The organism is Acetobacter cerevisiae (genome assembly GCF_001580535.1).
Lineage (GTDB): Bacteria > Pseudomonadota > Alphaproteobacteria > Acetobacterales > Acetobacteraceae > Acetobacter > Acetobacter cerevisiae.
Genome location: NZ_LHZA01000151.1, coordinates 54,283 through 68,167, shown reverse-complemented (window position 1 = coordinate 68,167; position 13,885 = coordinate 54,283). Strand labels below are relative to the sequence as shown.

Below are 13,885 nucleotides of genomic sequence, written 5' to 3'. Positions count from 1 at the left end.
ATGCTCCTGACCTTATCCTCCCGCCTGCGCGGCCTGCGCCGCCCGGTGCTGGCTCCTGCTTTCGGGCTTGCTGCACTCCCGCTGCTGGCGGCCCTGTTCTGTGGCACGGCGCACGCGCAGTCCATCGACCTCTCGCATGGCGGCCAGATTACCGTCACCGCAGCCGGTGGGTTTGACTGGGACCAGAACCAGAAAAAAGTCACGGCGTATGATCAGGCCAAGGCCGTGCGCGGTGACGTAACGGTGACGGCGGACAAGCTGATTGCCTATTACCGCAAGAAGGCCGCCCCCGACGGCACGCCCGCTCCCGCGCAGGGTGACGCTCCGGCTGGGGCGGTTACCGGCACAACGGCCAGCGCCAAACCGGGGTCAGACGCCGTAGCCCCAACCGGCCAGCCTCCCGCCCCGGCCAGCACGCCGGCTCCGGCAGACGCCAAGCCTGCGAACGGCAAAACCGAGGGCGGTGACCCGGATTCCTCTGGCGCGAACGAAATTTATCGACTGGAAGCCGTCGGCCACGTTCATATCTACACCCAGACCGATCAGGGCTGGGGCGATAAGGCCGTGTATGACATGGATCAGGCCGTACTGGTCATGACCGGTAAGGCGCTGAAACTGACCACCCCACAGGATATTCTGACGGCGCGGGATTCCATGGAATATTACTCGCAGCAGCGCATTTCCATTGGGCGCGGCAATGCGACTGTGACAACCAATGACAACCGGCAGATCCGTGCGGATGTGCTGGTGGGCTACAGCGCTCCGCCGGACCAGTCCGCGCAGCCGGCAGACCAGAAGAAAGACGCAAACCAGAACTCGTCTGACCCGCTGGCCAATGGTTCTGGCAAGCTGGAAAAGGTCAACGCGTTTGGCCATGTGTGGGTCCGCACCCAGACGGAAACCGTCACCGGGGACCGGGGTGTGTATGTGCCGGATACCGGTATTGCCCGCATTGTGGGGAATGTGCACATCACCCGTGGACCGAACCAGATCCAGGGCGCTGCGGCTATCATCAACATGCATACAGGTCTGGCAACCATGACAGAACGCCCGGGCAGCCGCGTGAGCGGTCTGGTTGTGCCCAACAGTGGCGACTCATCGGACAGGAAATAACGGATGACGCAGGAGATCAGCTGGACTTCGGAAGAAACGGTGGAAGATCAGGTCATCGGACCGGGTCCTGAACCAACCAACCCGAACGCCCCGCACGCGCCCGGCCACGGCCTGTTTGCCAACGGTATTGGCAAATCCTACAAAAAGCGCGAGGTGGTGAAGAACGTCTCCATCGAGGTGCATCGGGGCGAGGCCGTTGGCCTGCTCGGGCCAAACGGGGCCGGGAAAACCACCAGCTTTTATATGATTGTGGGCCTTGTGCAGCCTGATACCGGCTCCATCACGCTGGATGGTGCGGACATCACCCAGCTCCCCATGTATCGCCGCGCGCGGCTGGGCATTGGCTATCTGCCGCAGGAAGCCAGTATTTTCCGTGGCCTGAATGTTGAACAGAACATTATGGCAGCGCTGGAAGTGGTGGAACGTGACCCGGACCAGCGGGAAGTAATGCTGGATGGCCTGCTGAGCGAATTCGGCATCTCCCACCTGCGCCGCTCCCCCTCCCTCGCCCTTTCAGGCGGTGAACGGCGGCGTCTGGAAATTGCCCGCGCACTGGCCAGCCAGCCGCATTACATCCTGCTGGATGAACCGCTGGCCGGGATTGACCCCATTGCGGTGGGCGAAATCCGAGACCTCGTCTCGCACCTGAAAGACCGTGGCATTGGCGTGCTGATTACCGACCATAACGTGCGTGAGACGCTGGAAGTCATTGACCGCGCCTACATCATGCACAGCGGGCAGGTGCTGATGCAGGGCGTGCCGGAAGAGATTGTGGCGCATGAAGACGTGCGCCGTGTGTATCTGGGCGAGAGCTTCTCGCTCTAACGCCGCCCTTTAATCACCAGCTGTGGCGGGGCCATCTCCGGCACGGGCGGTGCGGGTTCCAGCGTGATGGGCGGCACTGGCAGGCGGGCGGCATCAGCTTTTGGCTTCTGCTTGACCACCTCTACCGGAATCACCACCTTTTCCATCGGCGGCTTATAGTGCGTCATGTACCACATGATGCTGCCGTAAGCGGCCAGCAGCACCAGCAGGATCGCGACTTTGGCCCGCCACTTGTGGCGCATTTTGGGCATGTTGACGGGCGGGCTGGATCTTAAAAGCATGGCATCCTGTCTGGCTTGCAACTCTGTCTTGTGTTGTATGCGCCAGCTTTCCGGCACAGCAACCCCGAAAGAGGTGGTTTTTTCAGAGTCTGCCCTAAACGCGGCCGCTATAACGCCAGAATACCCCCGCTGGTTCCTATATTAAAACTGTCACAAACCCATAGACAGACCCCCGCCAACCATGCCCAAATACTGGCAGGCATGAGGGAGTCACCCCGTGTCCTGATGAGTTAAGCCGCCTGCGCCTGAGAGAGGGCTGCATCTGTTACGGCTCCGCGCTCAGGCAAAGACGGTCCTGCTCTTAACCAGCGAGGAACGACATCCGATGCATATTCATGTTTCCGGTAAACAGATTGCTCTGTCCGATGCGCTCAAACATCGGGTCAATGCTCACCTGGGCGGCCTTGCAGAACGATATTTTGACAAGGCGCTGGAAGCCAATGTGACTTTCAGTAAAGCCCGTTCCTTCTTCACCTGCGATATCAACGTGCATGCAGGCCGCGGCCTGACCCTGCGCGGAGAAGGCGAGGCCGCAGACGCGAACGCCGCGTTTGATGATGCCGCCGAGCATATCGCCAAACGCCTGCGCCGCTACCATCGCCGCGTCACCTCCCACGCCCGCGCTACCAAGACGGCGGAGGCTCCGCCCGAAACCGGGCGATCCTACGTGCTGAAATCCACCCCATCCGCTGCGGACACCAAAGCCCAGCAGGACAATGGCGTAGACCATGAAGCCACGGCGGAAGCCGAAACCTACGCCGCCATTATTGCGGAACACACCACGGATATCCCCACCCTGAGCGTGAGTGAGGCCGTCATGCGGCTGGACCTCGCCGCATGCAGCATTCTGCTGTTCCGTAACCGCAAAAATCAGCAGATCAATCTGGTTTACCGGCGGGATGACGGGAATATCGGCTGGGTGGATACGGGGCCGTCCTGAAGGACGTCCTCACCCTTTTGCTCAAAAAAATGCCCTGCCACACGACGGAAATTTTCTCCCGTATGTGGCAGGGTTTTTCATAAGCTGGCCTTGCCCGAAGGTTTACTGAAGGCTGGCCGGCACCATGTCGTGCTGGAGAATAACCCCCCACGCGGTTTCCAGATCATCCACCACCGCCAGCGGTGAGCCATCGGCAGCATGGATGGCGCAGCCTTCCTCGCCATCCTCTGTCAGAGCCGGGCGCACATAGGCGACATTGACAACCCCCAGAGACCGAAACTGATTTTCGGAAAGCTGATGGACATCCAACGGTTTATCCGACTCATCGGGCATAAGAACAACACGTCCGTTCCGGGTCGTGACTCTCATGGTGTCTCCTTTCCGTATCTATAACGCCAACGCAGGCTGGCGGGGAAAGATCCCCACCCGTCCTGAGCCGGGCTTTTCAGTCCTCCACCACCGTATGCAACATACGGGAGGTGCGCGGCTTCAGCCCGCTGGCCGAGGCTGCTGCACTTTTCGGGGTGCCGGGCTGCATGATCTCAATCCGTTTGACGCGCACTTCCGGCTGCGGGCGGAACAGATCAATATGCAGCAGGCCATTATCCAGCCAGGCCCCGCCAATCTCTATCCCCTCAGCCAGCACAAACGCCTTCTGGAACTGGCGGGAGGCAATGCCACGATGCAGATAGACATGCTCTTCACCGTCTTCCACCTGCCGGCCACGGATCACCAGCTGATTGTCTTCCTGCGTAATCTGGAGGTCATCCATCCGGAACCCGGCAACCGCCAGCGTAATCCGGAGCCCGTTGGGGGCAATCTGTTCAATATTATAGGGTGGATACCCATCCCCGTTCCCCTTGCTGGCCCGTTCGAGCATCTGCTCGAGATGGTCAAAACCTAGGAACATGGGTGAACCGAATACTCTGCCAGACATAAAGCCTCCCCTTTCTGAGCGAGACAGAAACCGGGCCCTTCATGGCACCCGGCTTTCCTCACGATATGGGAGACACCCGGCCAAACGCAAGACTGCACGGAAGCCCACGCATGCCTGAAACTGCCACTCCGGCGGGTTTGCACCCCATAACAGAGGCCGAGTGCGGCATATTTCCCACGGTTTTTGTGTCATCAGCGCCATCTCCCTCTGGCGTAGCCGGGCGCGGGAGGTTAAATCGGGCGTATGACAGACGCAGCCATGACAGATGCAGCTTTTTCCGCTGCGGCGGCAGATGCCGCTCCTATGCCCATTCTCATTGCCCCGCATGCCGTGCTGCGGCGCAAGACGCGTGAGGTAAAACCGGAAGATATGGCGGACATCCGCCGGGTTCTGCCCAGCATGTTTTCCGCCATGTATGCCGCCCCCGGCATCGGGCTGGCCGCCCCGCAGGTGGGCCTCGGCCTGCGTTTTGCGCTGGTTGATCTGGGCGAGGAAGACGCCCGCGAGCCGATCGTGATGATCAACCCCGAAGTGATTGCCGAGACGGAAACACTGGCCGCGCGGGAGGAAGGCTGCCTTTCCCTGCCCAACCAGTATGCCGAAGTCACCCGCCCGGAAAAGGTGCGCGTGCAGTGGCGCACTGTCGGTGGCGATGTGATGGAGCGTGAAGTGGACGGCCTGCTGGCCACCTGCATGCAGCATGAAATTGACCATCTGGAAGGCATCCTGTTTGTGGATCACCTCTCCGTGCTGCGCCGCAATATGATCCTGCGGCGGCTGGCCAAGGAACAGAAGCGGAAATAAGCCGGAGGGCTGGATACCATGCGCCTTATCTTTATGGGCACACCGGATTTTGCGGTGCCTGCCCTGCACGCCCTCCATGCCGCAGGGCACGAGATTGTCGCCGTGTATTCCCAGCCCCCGCGCCCCGCTGGGCGGGGTAAGGCGCTGCGGGCCTCGCCCGTGCAGCAGGCGGCGGAAGCCCTCGGCCTGTCGGTGCGTCACCCCGAAAAGCTGCGTAAAAATGAGGAAGAATGGGCCGCCTTTGCTGCCCTTGAGGCCGATGCCGCTGTTGTGGCTGCTTATGGTCTCATTCTGCCACAGGTCATGCTGGACGCGCCGCGCCTTGGCTGCCTGAACATCCATGCCAGCCTGTTGCCGCGCTGGCGCGGGGCCTCCCCCATCCAGAGCTCCATTCTGGCGGGTGATACGGAAAGCGGCGTGACCATCATGCAGATGGAAGCGGGCCTTGATACCGGCCCCATGCTGCTGCGTGAAGCCGTGCCCATTACCGCCGAGACTACCGCCAGCAGCCTGCATGACGCGCTAAGTGCTATTGGCGGGCAACTGGCCGTGCGCGTGCTGGCCGAACGCCCCGCCCCCACGCCGCAGCCGGAAGACGGCGTAACCTACGCCCCGATGCTGACGCGTGAAGATGGCCGTCTGGACTGGTCCCAGTCTGCTACGGCACTCGATCTGCGCATTCGTGCCCTCACCCCCTGGCCCGGCACCTTTACCTTACAGGCCGATGGCACCGTGCTGAAAATTGGTGCGGCTACCCCGCTGCCCGACCGCAAGCACACCGCTACCCCCGGCACGACGCTGGATGATGCTCTGACCATTGCGTGTGGAGACGGCGCCCTCCGCCTGACCCGCCTGCAAAAGCCCGGTCGTGGCATGATGGACGCCGATGCCTTCCTGCGCGGCCAGCCCATGCCCGCAGGCACGCGCCTGTATCACACGCCGCCAGCCGCACCCGACGCCGAATGACCGAGCTGCCGTCGTTTCTCTCCGAACCCTCGCCCGTTTTTCCGTCTGATCCGCATAAGGATGCCCAGACCGAGCAGGCATTCCAGCGCTGGGCTGTCAAAATCGAATATGACGGCACGGGTCTGGTCGGCTGGCAGAAACAGAGTGTTGGCACCTCCGTGCAGGGCCTGCTGGAAGCAGCCGCCACCCGCATGGCCAATGGGCGGCGCGTCTCCAGCATTACCGCAGGGCGGACGGATGCGGGCGTGCATGCACTGGGGCAGGTCGCGCATCTGGACTTCCCTGCAGATATGAACCTTGCCCCGCATATTGTGCGTGACGGGCTGAGCTACCATCTGAAACCCCACCCTGTTGCCGTGCTGCAGGCGGCACTGGTGACGGAGAAATGGAGCGCGCGGTTTTCCGCCACATGGCGCTCCTACCTCTACCGCATTATCAACCGCCCCTCGCCCCCGGCCCTTGGAGCCACCCATATGTGGCATGTGCGCGCCCGGTTGAATCTGGACAAGATGCGCGAAGGTGCAGACAGGCTTGTGGGCACGCATGATTTTACGTCCTTCCGGGCCGCCGCCTGTCAGGCCAGAAACCCGGTCCGCACGCTGGACAGCCTGACGGTGGAGCGTGTGGGCGAGGAAGTGCATATCCGCACCCGCGCGCGGTCCTTTCTGCACCATCAGGTGCGGAACATGGTCGGCACGCTGGTTCTTGTTGGCCGGGAACGCTGGGCCCCGGAGCGCATTACCGCAGCGCTGGACGCCCGCTCCCGCACCGCCGGAGGCCCGACCGCCCCGGCAGAAGGCCTGTATCTGACCGGCGTGGGCTATAATCCTGATCCGTTTGCAAACCCGCCAGCCTCATACTAACGCAGACACTGGCTCTGGCAGTCGTCAAACCAGTCCCGCGCGCTTAATCTGGCGCGACCGCTGTTTCAGAATTTCCGTGTATTCCGCCTGAATTTCCCGAACCAAGCGGGCCACAGGCAGAGCGCGGGCCAGCGGCGCCCCCTGCCCGGCCCAGTGTGCGCCAAAGCCTGCCTCCCCGTGGGAACCGGCTGCTTTCGCCAGAGCCTTCCCGGCATCATACGCAATGGGGTAATCCGGGCACGGCGGTACATCGGGGCTATCAGCCAACGCAGTAAACCGGTTGGATAGCCCTCGCGCGGGCCGACCGGAAATCAGGCTGACCATGCGGGTGTGAAAAGCAGCCTGCCCCATCAGGGCTTTTCGATACGCCTCATCCAACCCCGTTTCCGGGCAAAGCAGAAATGCCGTGCCCATTTGCGCCGCCACGGCCCCCAAATCCAGCGCGGCCGCCAGCCCGGCCCCGTCCATAATGCCGCCAGCAGCAATCACCGGACCATGACACTGGCGGCTGAGCAGACGGACCAGCGGGAACGTGCCCAGCGCATCATCCGGCGCATGCGGGTCAAACATGCCCCGATGCCCTCCGGCCTCAATACCCTGTGCAATCACCGCATCCATCCCGGCAGCTTCTGCCACCTGCGCCTCGGCGGGGCTGGTGACAGTCGCCAGAAGGAAAGCACCCGTCTGTTTGAGGGCCATGACAGAGGCAGCCGGGGGCAGTCCGAAATGGAAGCTGATGACGGGCGGTTTGACCTCCAGCAGGAGCGCCAGCATCTCCGGGTCATCCAGAAAACTTGTGTAAGGTGAAGAGAGTTTTTCTGGTGCGGCCTCACCATGCTCCGCAAAAAGAGGGTTCAGCCACTCCAGCCAGCGCGCCTCACGCTCTGCATCTGCTCTGGGCGTAGGATGCACGAACAGATTGACGTTGAATGGCCGATCAGTCCTCGCCCGAACTTCCGCAATCAGTGCACGTGCCTGCTCAGGCTTTGTCGCCCCCAGCCCCAGTGCGCCCAACCCGCCCGCATTGGAAACCTCCGCCGCAAGCGCTGGAGTGGACACACCGGCCATCGGAGCCTGAAAGACCGGAACTGTCAGGCCGAGTTGTTCAGGAAGGTGCATCTCTCTTCAGTCCGCCGAACGCTGGGCAATAAAATCTGTCAAAGCCTCAACGGCGTGGCTGCGGTACCGTTCCTTGTGCCGCAGACCGAAGAACACGCGCGGGCCAAAAGTCACCGGGGCCACATGCAACATGCCCGCCGCCAGAGCCGGGGCCACCACCAGTGAGGACAGGCCCGCAATCCCCGCTCCAGCTTCCACTGCCGTGCGCACACTCTCGTTGGAGGGCAGCACAAGTGCCTCATGCAGAGTTTCTGGTTTCACGCCAATCTGCCGCAAACAGTCATCCAGCGTGGACCGCGTGCCGGACCCTTGCTCCCGCATAATCCAGCGGGCTTTTTGCAACGCTTTGGCCGTGCAGCTGTGTGCATCAAACGGTGTAGACTGCACCAGCACCAGCTGATCCTGCGCAATGGGCCACTGCGCCAGAACTGGATTGTCCACCTTGCCTTCCACAATCCCAAGGTCAGACTGCCCGGCCTGCACATGCGCGGCCACCTGCTGGGTGTTGCCAATTTCCAGCACGATTTCGATATGCGGGAACCGCTCACGGAAGGCCGCCAGCAGCGGCGGCAACCAGTAGGCCGCAATGGTCTGGCTGGCCACCACGCGCAGGGTGCCGCGCTTCAAACCGCTCAGATCATCCAGCATGGCTTCCGCCGCCTGCACACGATCCAGAATAATGCGGGCTTCAGCCAGAAACAGCGTTCCGGCTTCCGTCAGCACAATGCCCCGCCCCACCCGATGAAACAGCCGGACCCCGTGCCGAGCCTCCAAAGCTGCAATAGCCGCCGAAACAGCAGACTGCGTGACATGCAGAGCCCGGGCGGCCTCCGTCATGTGCTCACGCCCAGCCACACATAAAAAAATACGAAGCTGTTCCAGTGTCATGCCAATCCGCCCCCTCATTCATCACTTTTACTGATTGAAATAAGAAAAACAATGCGTTGGATTGATTGATCTTCTGCGCCTAGATCAAACGGCAGAAGGACATCGAGATGACGAAACCCGCCAATTTTTCCCTACTGCACACCGCTCGCACTCTGCTGCCGGGCATTGGTTTATGCGTGGCGATTACCGCTGCCGCCTACGCCCTTCAATCGGTCGAAGTGCTGTTATTTGGCAAGGCGTGGTTGGAAGCCCTTGTGCTGGCCATTCTGCTGGGCACCTGCGTGCGGAGCCTGTGGTCGCCGGACGCCGGCTGGCAGGCGGGCATCTGTTTTAGCGCCCGCACGCTGCTTGAAATTTCCGTGGTCCTGCTGGGCGTGTCCATAAGTGCTGCCAGCGTGGTTTCCCTCGGTCCTGTATTGCTGGTGGGCATTGCTGCGGTTGTCGCCGCTGCCATTCTGGTCAGCTTTGGCATTGGCACGCTGCTGGGCCTGCCGCCCCGTATGGCCCTGCTGGTGGCTTGCGGCAATGCCATTTGCGGGAATTCCGCCATTGCCGCCGTCGCCCCCGTGATCCGGGCAGACGCCAAGGATGTGGCCGCCTCCATCGCCTTTACTGCTGTGCTGGGCGTAGTCGTGGTGCTTGGTCTGCCAGTGCTGGGCATTGCGGCGGGTATGACGGGCATCTCCTTTGGTATCTTTGCCGGGATGACGGTCTATGCCGTGCCGCAGGTTCTGGCCGCCACCTTGCCGCTTGGCACGCTGGCGGTGCAGATGGGCACCGTGGTCAAACTGGTGCGGGTGCTCATGCTGGGGCCGGTCTGTTTTGCCCTCTCTCTCCTTGCCCCCAAACTCCCCCCGGAAAAGCCTGATGGGAGTGACATCACCGCCGGGCCTGCCTCCCCCAAACGGGCCGGTTTTGCGCAGTTCGTGCCGTGGTTCATTCTGGGCTTTCTGGCTCTCATGCTCTGCCGCACCTTCGGTCTGGTGCCTGCCGGATGGATTGCGCCAATCAATCAGGTCGCCACGGTGCTGACCGTCATCTCCATGGCCGCCCTCGGGCTTGGCGTCAATGCCCGAACCGTGACCAGAGCCGGGGGCCGCGTAACAACGGCGGTCGTCCTCTCACTGGCCGGGCTTGGCGTGCTGAGCCTGCTGTTACTGGATGTCGTGCATCTGCGATAAGACCGGGGAAAAGGTGCTCTTCGCGCTGAGCCAGTGAGCCAGTGAGCCAGCCTATGATCCGTAACCCAGCACCTCACACCATAAAAAAGCCTGTGCAGTCTGAGAGAAAATATCTCAAACCAGCACAGGCTTTCTCGAAACAGAGCGTCAGCACTCCGACGCACAAACCGCTCTGTTTAGTGAGACGGTTTGACCGCAATCATCGGCTGAAGCAGATCCTGCATCACGATGTAATGCGGCGGCAGAAGTGCTGCGAGGCCATAGAGAACCAGTGTGACAGCCAGAACCGAGACATACAGCAGCAGCGCACGGCTCCGGGTCAGTCCAAGCCCGACGCGGGCCACATACCATTGCAGCCACATCTCATAAATGGAGACGGTGACCATCAGGGAAGCCATGAACCCCGGCTGATGCAGCAGCGGCGGGAATAGCAGGCCCGCCAGAACTGTGGCCACCAGAGAAATGAGCACCACCACCCAGCCGCACCATGTGGCCGCCGTGATGTAGCGCATCCAGAGCGCATCCCGCCCCCATTTATGGGCATAAAACTGGGAGACAACAGCTGGCAGCAGCACTACGCAGAGAGACAGCAGAAGCTTGGTAAAGCCCAGTGCCTTATCCGGCTGCATGGCCGCCTGAAACAGGCCGACCAGCAGCAATGCCAACTGCGGTGCCAGTGCCGCGCCAAAGGAATCCGGCGTGCCCTGAAAGCACGCAATGCCTTCACGCCGCCCACTGGCCAGCAGCAGCATACCCTGCAAAATTCTGCGACCGTTACCCTGCTTGCCAGAACCCGAACTTGAAATCACGCCATGACCCCTTCCAGAAAGGTCTTGTAAATCACCGTCAATGTTTCCAGATCAGCCAGTGTGGTGTGTTCATCCACCTTATGGATGCTGGCCCCGACAAGCCCAAATTCGGCCACCGGACAATAGTTTGCAATAAAGCGGGCGTCAGACGTGCCGCCCCCGGTATCCAGCTTGGGCGTGCGGCCCGTGACAGTCTGCACGGCCTGCACCAGATGGTCCGTCGCCGGCCCCGGTGCCGTGAGGAACGATTCCCCGCTAATCCGCACGCTCACCCGCGCCGTGGGCGCATGCTGGCGGCAAATGGTTTCCAGCCAGCCTTTCAGGCCAGCCCCCGTATGCAGGTCATTAAACCGGATATTCAGCCGGGCTTTCGCCGTGGCGGGAATGAGATTGGTGGCCGTGTTGCCCACATCCATGCTGGTAATTTGCAGGCTGGACGGTTCAAACCACTCGGAGCCGTTATCCAGCGGCGTCTCCCGCAGGGCGGTCAGCACGCTCAGCAGTTTATGCACCGGATTATCGGCACGATGCGGATAGGCCACGTGCCCCTGCACGCCCTCCACCACAATATGCGCGTTCAGGCTGCCCCGGCGGCCGATCTTGATCATATCGCCCATGGCGGCGGGATTGGTCGGCTCACCCACCACACAATAATCCGGGATCTGGTCTTTCTCCGCCATCCATTCCAGCACCTTGCAGGTGCCGTAGGTGGCGGGGCCTTCTTCATCGCCGGTAATCAGAAGACTAATGGAACCGGGCACGCCGCCCTGCTCCACGCATCGCGCCACGGCGGAAACAAACGCGGCAATGCCGCCCTTCATGTCACACGCGCCACGGCCGAACAGAATGCCATCAGAAATTTCCGCCGCATAAGGCGGATGCGTCCACGCACTCTCCGCACCCGGCGGTACAACATCGGTATGCCCCGCAAAACAGATGTGCGGCCCAGCCGTGCCCAGCCGCGCGAACAGGTTGGGCGTGCGTTCTGCCCCTTCCCCATAAGGAAGAGACACCACAGTAAAGCCCAGCGCCTCCAGCATAGCCGCCAGAGTCTGCTGAGCCGGACCGGGATCGGGCGAGACAGAGGCATGACGGATCAGCGCCTGCGTCACCGCCACCGGGTCTGTCAGCTCGGGCAAAAGCCCGGTCTGGGGTCCGGTTGGAAGGGTCTGGTCCGGCGCTGAATATGTCATTGCGTGTCTGCCCGAGGTTCCCTCTGCTTAGTCGCGCAGCAGGTCGTTAATGGAAGTCTTGGAGCGTGTACGCTCGTCCACCCGCTTCACAATCACGGCGCAGGCCAGATTGGGGTTCGGGCGGCCATCGGGGCCAACCGGCTTAGAAGACGGCAGCGTGCCCGGCACCACAACGGAGTAGGCCGGAACGCGACCCATGAAGATTTCACCCGTTGCACGGTCCACAATCTTGGTGGACGCGCCGAGGAACACGCCCATGGACAGCACGGAACCGCGCTCCACAATCACGCCTTCCGCCACTTCGGAGCGCGCACCGATAAAGCAGTTATCTTCAATAATGACCGGAGCTGCCTGCAGCGGTTCCAGAACACCGCCAATACCAGCACCGCCGCTGATATGGCAGTTGCTGCCAATCTGCGCACAGCTGCCAACGGTCGCCCAGGTATCCACCATGGTGCCGCTGCCCACATGGGCGCCCACGTTCACAAAGCTCGGCATCAGCACCGCACCCGGTGCGATGTAAGCGGAATAACGCACCATGGCACCCGGCACTACGCGGAAACCGGCTTTTTCAAAACGCGCCTGATCCCAGTCCTGAAACTTGACGGGCACCTTGTCAAACGCCGGGCCGCCCGCAGCAGCACCCGGCATGATAACGCTGTCATTCAGACGGAAAGAAAGCAGAACAGCCTTTTTCAGCCATTCATGCACCACCCAGCCATTTTCGCTGGGGGCTGCAACGCGCAGACGCCCGGAATCCAGCGCCTCGAGAGCGGTTTCAATCGCCTTGCGATCGTCACCCGTCGTGGCGGAGGAAATCCGGTCACGAGCTTCCCACAGAGTTTCAATTTGAGCGCGGAGAGTTTCTTCAGTCATGAGACACCGTCAGACAGGATGGAGAACAGGGCCGGGGCAGCGCCACCGACCGGCAAAAAGAGGAAGGAACCATGCGGACAGGGCACGCTCCTGTCAACGCGCCGGTGCCGGACACCTGCCATCAGCACGGTTCAGAGTCGGGCTCTGATCCACCGTGCGGGCGGCAGGTTCAAAACAGCAGGATTAGTCCGCGCGGATCAGCGTGCCGGAACCAGACGCCGTAAACAATTCCAGCAGGCAGGCATGCGGCGTACGGCCATTGATGATGACGGCAGCCCGCGCCCCGGCCTGCACGGCCTGAATGCAGGTTTCCACTTTGGGGATCATGCCGCCGGTAATCACGCCATCCGCAATGGCCTGACGTGCCTGTTCCGCCGTCAGTTCGGGGATCAGGTTGCCATCTTTATCCAGCACACCGGGCACGTCCGTCAGCATCAGCAGGCGCGTGGCATGCACGGCCCCGGCCACAGCACCGGCTGCGGTATCGGCATTGATGTTGTAGGTCGCACCGTCTTCACCCAGACCAACCGGCGCAATCACCGGAATCAGGCCGGAGCCGGACAGAGCGTAAATCACCCGCGGGTCCACCTTCACCGGCTCACCCACAAAGCCCAGATCCAGCACGCGCTCAATCTGGCTATCCGGGTCACGCACGGTGCGGGCCAGCTTGCGGGCGGTAATCAGCTTGCCGTCCTTGCCGGAAATACCCACTGCCAGCGCACCGGCCTGACTGATGAGTTCCGCGACTTCCTTATTCACGGAGCCAGCCAGCACCATTTCGATCACATCAACCATGTTGGCATCCGTGACGCGCAGACCATCCACAAAGGTGGAGCTGATATCTAGCCGCTTCAGCATCTGGTTGATCTGCGGGCCACCGCCATGCACCACAACCGGATTGATCCCGACCAGCTTGAGCAGGGCAATATCCCGCCCGAATGTCAGGGCCAGTTCCGGGTCCCCCATGGCGTGTCCACCATATTTGACCACAATGGTGTCACCCGCATACCGCCGCAGATACGGGAGGGCACTGGCCAGCACTGCGGCTTCATGGTGCAGATCAGGCAATGAGGAAGAAGGGTCGGTCATG

The 13,885-nt window shown here is 61.7% G+C and carries 16 protein-coding genes; 7 read left to right on the top strand and 9 right to left on the bottom strand.

Annotated elements, in window-relative coordinates; genetic code table 11:
- Both AD928_RS10175 and lptB read left to right on the top strand, forming a co-directional pair.
- A complete protein-coding gene (locus AD928_RS10175) occupies window positions 1-1,113 on the top strand; it encodes an LptA/OstA family protein (protein WP_062250280.1) in 1,113 nt (370 codons plus the stop codon).
- Between the two features lie 3 nt (window positions 1,114-1,116).
- Window positions 1,117-1,938, top strand: a complete 822-nt coding sequence (lptB, locus tag AD928_RS10170; RefSeq protein ID WP_156470178.1) for an LPS export ABC transporter ATP-binding protein — start codon at window positions 1,117-1,119, stop codon at window positions 1,936-1,938.
- Here lptB and AD928_RS10165 read toward each other — a convergent pair.
- Complete coding sequence (locus AD928_RS10165) at window positions 1,935-2,219, bottom strand: hypothetical protein (RefSeq protein WP_156470177.1); 285 nt, start codon at window positions 2,217-2,219, stop codon at window positions 1,935-1,937. The genes lptB and AD928_RS10165 overlap by 4 nt on opposite strands.
- A 325-nt stretch (window positions 2,220-2,544) precedes the next feature.
- Here AD928_RS10165 and hpf point away from each other — a divergent pair, with 325 nt between their 5' ends.
- Window positions 2,545-3,159 (top strand): ribosome hibernation-promoting factor, HPF/YfiA family, encoded by a 615-nt coding sequence (hpf, locus tag AD928_RS10160; RefSeq protein ID WP_062250277.1) that lies wholly within the window; start codon window positions 2,545-2,547, stop codon window positions 3,157-3,159.
- Window positions 3,160-3,261: 102 nt separating this feature from the next.
- Here the strand turns inward: hpf and AD928_RS10155 are convergent, their stop codons facing one another.
- Together AD928_RS10155 and AD928_RS10150 are read right to left on the bottom strand one after the other, a co-directional pair.
- Window positions 3,262-3,492 (bottom strand): DUF1150 family protein, encoded by a 231-nt coding sequence (locus AD928_RS10155; protein WP_373320543.1) that lies wholly within the window; start codon window positions 3,490-3,492, stop codon window positions 3,262-3,264.
- Between the two features lie 112 nt (window positions 3,493-3,604).
- Complete coding sequence (locus AD928_RS10150; protein WP_062140536.1) at window positions 3,605-4,096, bottom strand: Hsp20 family protein; 492 nt, start codon at window positions 4,094-4,096, stop codon at window positions 3,605-3,607.
- 243 nt (window positions 4,097-4,339) lie between these two features.
- On the opposite strand from AD928_RS10150, the gene def reads away from it, so the two are divergent.
- Genes def through truA form a run of 3 tightly spaced genes read left to right on the top strand, consistent with a single transcriptional unit; the run spans window position 4,340 to window position 6,729 of the window.
- Window positions 4,340-4,900 (top strand): peptide deformylase, encoded by a 561-nt coding sequence (def, locus tag AD928_RS10145; RefSeq protein ID WP_179193742.1) that lies wholly within the window; start codon window positions 4,340-4,342, stop codon window positions 4,898-4,900.
- An 18-nt stretch (window positions 4,901-4,918) separates the two neighbouring features.
- Window positions 4,919-5,866: a methionyl-tRNA formyltransferase gene (gene fmt / locus AD928_RS10140; protein ID WP_062250273.1), complete on the top strand. Its 948-nt coding sequence runs from the start codon at window positions 4,919-4,921 to the stop codon at window positions 5,864-5,866.
- A complete protein-coding gene (gene truA, locus AD928_RS10135; protein ID WP_082779856.1) occupies window positions 5,863-6,729 on the top strand; it encodes a tRNA pseudouridine(38-40) synthase TruA in 867 nt (288 codons plus the stop codon). The genes fmt and truA overlap by 4 nt, the downstream gene beginning before the upstream one ends.
- Before the next feature lie 24 nt (window positions 6,730-6,753).
- Here the strand turns inward: truA and AD928_RS10130 are convergent, their stop codons facing one another.
- Both AD928_RS10130 and AD928_RS10125 read right to left on the bottom strand, forming a co-directional pair.
- Complete coding sequence (locus AD928_RS10130) at window positions 6,754-7,848, bottom strand: NAD(P)H-dependent flavin oxidoreductase (protein ID WP_062250271.1); 1,095 nt, start codon at window positions 7,846-7,848, stop codon at window positions 6,754-6,756.
- A gap of 6 nt (window positions 7,849-7,854) precedes the next feature.
- On the bottom strand, window positions 7,855-8,736 hold the full coding sequence (locus tag AD928_RS10125; RefSeq protein WP_062250269.1) for a LysR family transcriptional regulator: 882 nt from the start codon (window positions 8,734-8,736) through the stop codon (window positions 7,855-7,857).
- Window positions 8,737-8,843: 107 nt separating this feature from the next.
- Here AD928_RS10125 and AD928_RS10120 point away from each other — a divergent pair, with 107 nt between their 5' ends.
- Window positions 8,844-9,917: a YeiH family protein gene (locus AD928_RS10120; protein WP_062250267.1), complete on the top strand. Its 1,074-nt coding sequence runs from the start codon at window positions 8,844-8,846 to the stop codon at window positions 9,915-9,917.
- Window positions 9,918-10,093: 176 nt separating this feature from the next.
- On the opposite strand, the gene AD928_RS10115 is transcribed toward AD928_RS10120, so the two are convergent.
- The 4 genes from AD928_RS10115 to argB form a co-directional block, all read right to left on the bottom strand.
- Window positions 10,094-10,726: a hypothetical protein gene (locus AD928_RS10115; protein WP_231874902.1), complete on the bottom strand. Its 633-nt coding sequence runs from the start codon at window positions 10,724-10,726 to the stop codon at window positions 10,094-10,096.
- Window positions 10,723-11,919, bottom strand: coding sequence for a succinyl-diaminopimelate desuccinylase (dapE, locus tag AD928_RS10110; protein WP_082779855.1), 1,197 nt, complete (start codon window positions 11,917-11,919; stop codon window positions 10,723-10,725). The genes AD928_RS10115 and dapE overlap by 4 nt, the downstream gene beginning before the upstream one ends.
- A 27-nt stretch (window positions 11,920-11,946) precedes the next feature.
- Complete coding sequence (gene dapD / locus AD928_RS10105; protein WP_062250263.1) at window positions 11,947-12,795, bottom strand: 2,3,4,5-tetrahydropyridine-2,6-dicarboxylate N-succinyltransferase; 849 nt, start codon at window positions 12,793-12,795, stop codon at window positions 11,947-11,949.
- Window positions 12,796-12,978: 183 nt separating this feature from the next.
- On the bottom strand, window positions 12,979-13,884 hold the full coding sequence (gene argB, locus AD928_RS10100) for an acetylglutamate kinase (RefSeq protein WP_043551936.1): 906 nt from the start codon (window positions 13,882-13,884) through the stop codon (window positions 12,979-12,981).
- Window position 13,885: the final 1 nt, after the last annotated feature.

Coding starts and splice junctions, on each gene's coding strand:
- AD928_RS10130 (WP_062250271.1), bottom strand. CDS start 7,848: ATGCACCTTCCTGAACAACTCGGCCTGACAGTTCCGGTCTTTCAGGCT.
- AD928_RS10175 (WP_062250280.1), top strand. CDS start 1: ATGCTCCTGACCTTATCCTCCCGCCTGCGCGGCCTGCGCCGCCCGGTG.
- AD928_RS10150 (WP_062140536.1), bottom strand. CDS start 4,096: ATGTCTGGCAGAGTATTCGGTTCACCCATGTTCCTAGGTTTTGACCAT.
- dapD (WP_062250263.1), bottom strand. CDS start 12,795: ATGACTGAAGAAACTCTCCGCGCTCAAATTGAAACTCTGTGGGAAGCT.
- def (WP_179193742.1), top strand. CDS start 4,340: ATGACAGACGCAGCCATGACAGATGCAGCTTTTTCCGCTGCGGCGGCA.
- dapE (WP_082779855.1), bottom strand. CDS start 11,919: ATGACATATTCAGCGCCGGACCAGACCCTTCCAACCGGACCCCAGACC.
- AD928_RS10165 (WP_156470177.1), bottom strand. CDS start 2,219: ATGCTTTTAAGATCCAGCCCGCCCGTCAACATGCCCAAAATGCGCCAC.
- AD928_RS10120 (WP_062250267.1), top strand. CDS start 8,844: ATGACGAAACCCGCCAATTTTTCCCTACTGCACACCGCTCGCACTCTG.
- fmt (WP_062250273.1), top strand. CDS start 4,919: ATGCGCCTTATCTTTATGGGCACACCGGATTTTGCGGTGCCTGCCCTG.
- lptB (WP_156470178.1), top strand. CDS start 1,117: ATGACGCAGGAGATCAGCTGGACTTCGGAAGAAACGGTGGAAGATCAG.
- truA (WP_082779856.1), top strand. CDS start 5,863: ATGACCGAGCTGCCGTCGTTTCTCTCCGAACCCTCGCCCGTTTTTCCG.
- argB (WP_043551936.1), bottom strand. CDS start 13,884: ATGACCGACCCTTCTTCCTCATTGCCTGATCTGCACCATGAAGCCGCA.
- hpf (WP_062250277.1), top strand. CDS start 2,545: ATGCATATTCATGTTTCCGGTAAACAGATTGCTCTGTCCGATGCGCTC.
- AD928_RS10155 (WP_373320543.1), bottom strand. CDS start 3,492: ATGCCCGATGAGTCGGATAAACCGTTGGATGTCCATCAGCTTTCCGAA.
- AD928_RS10125 (WP_062250269.1), bottom strand. CDS start 8,736: ATGACACTGGAACAGCTTCGTATTTTTTTATGTGTGGCTGGGCGTGAG.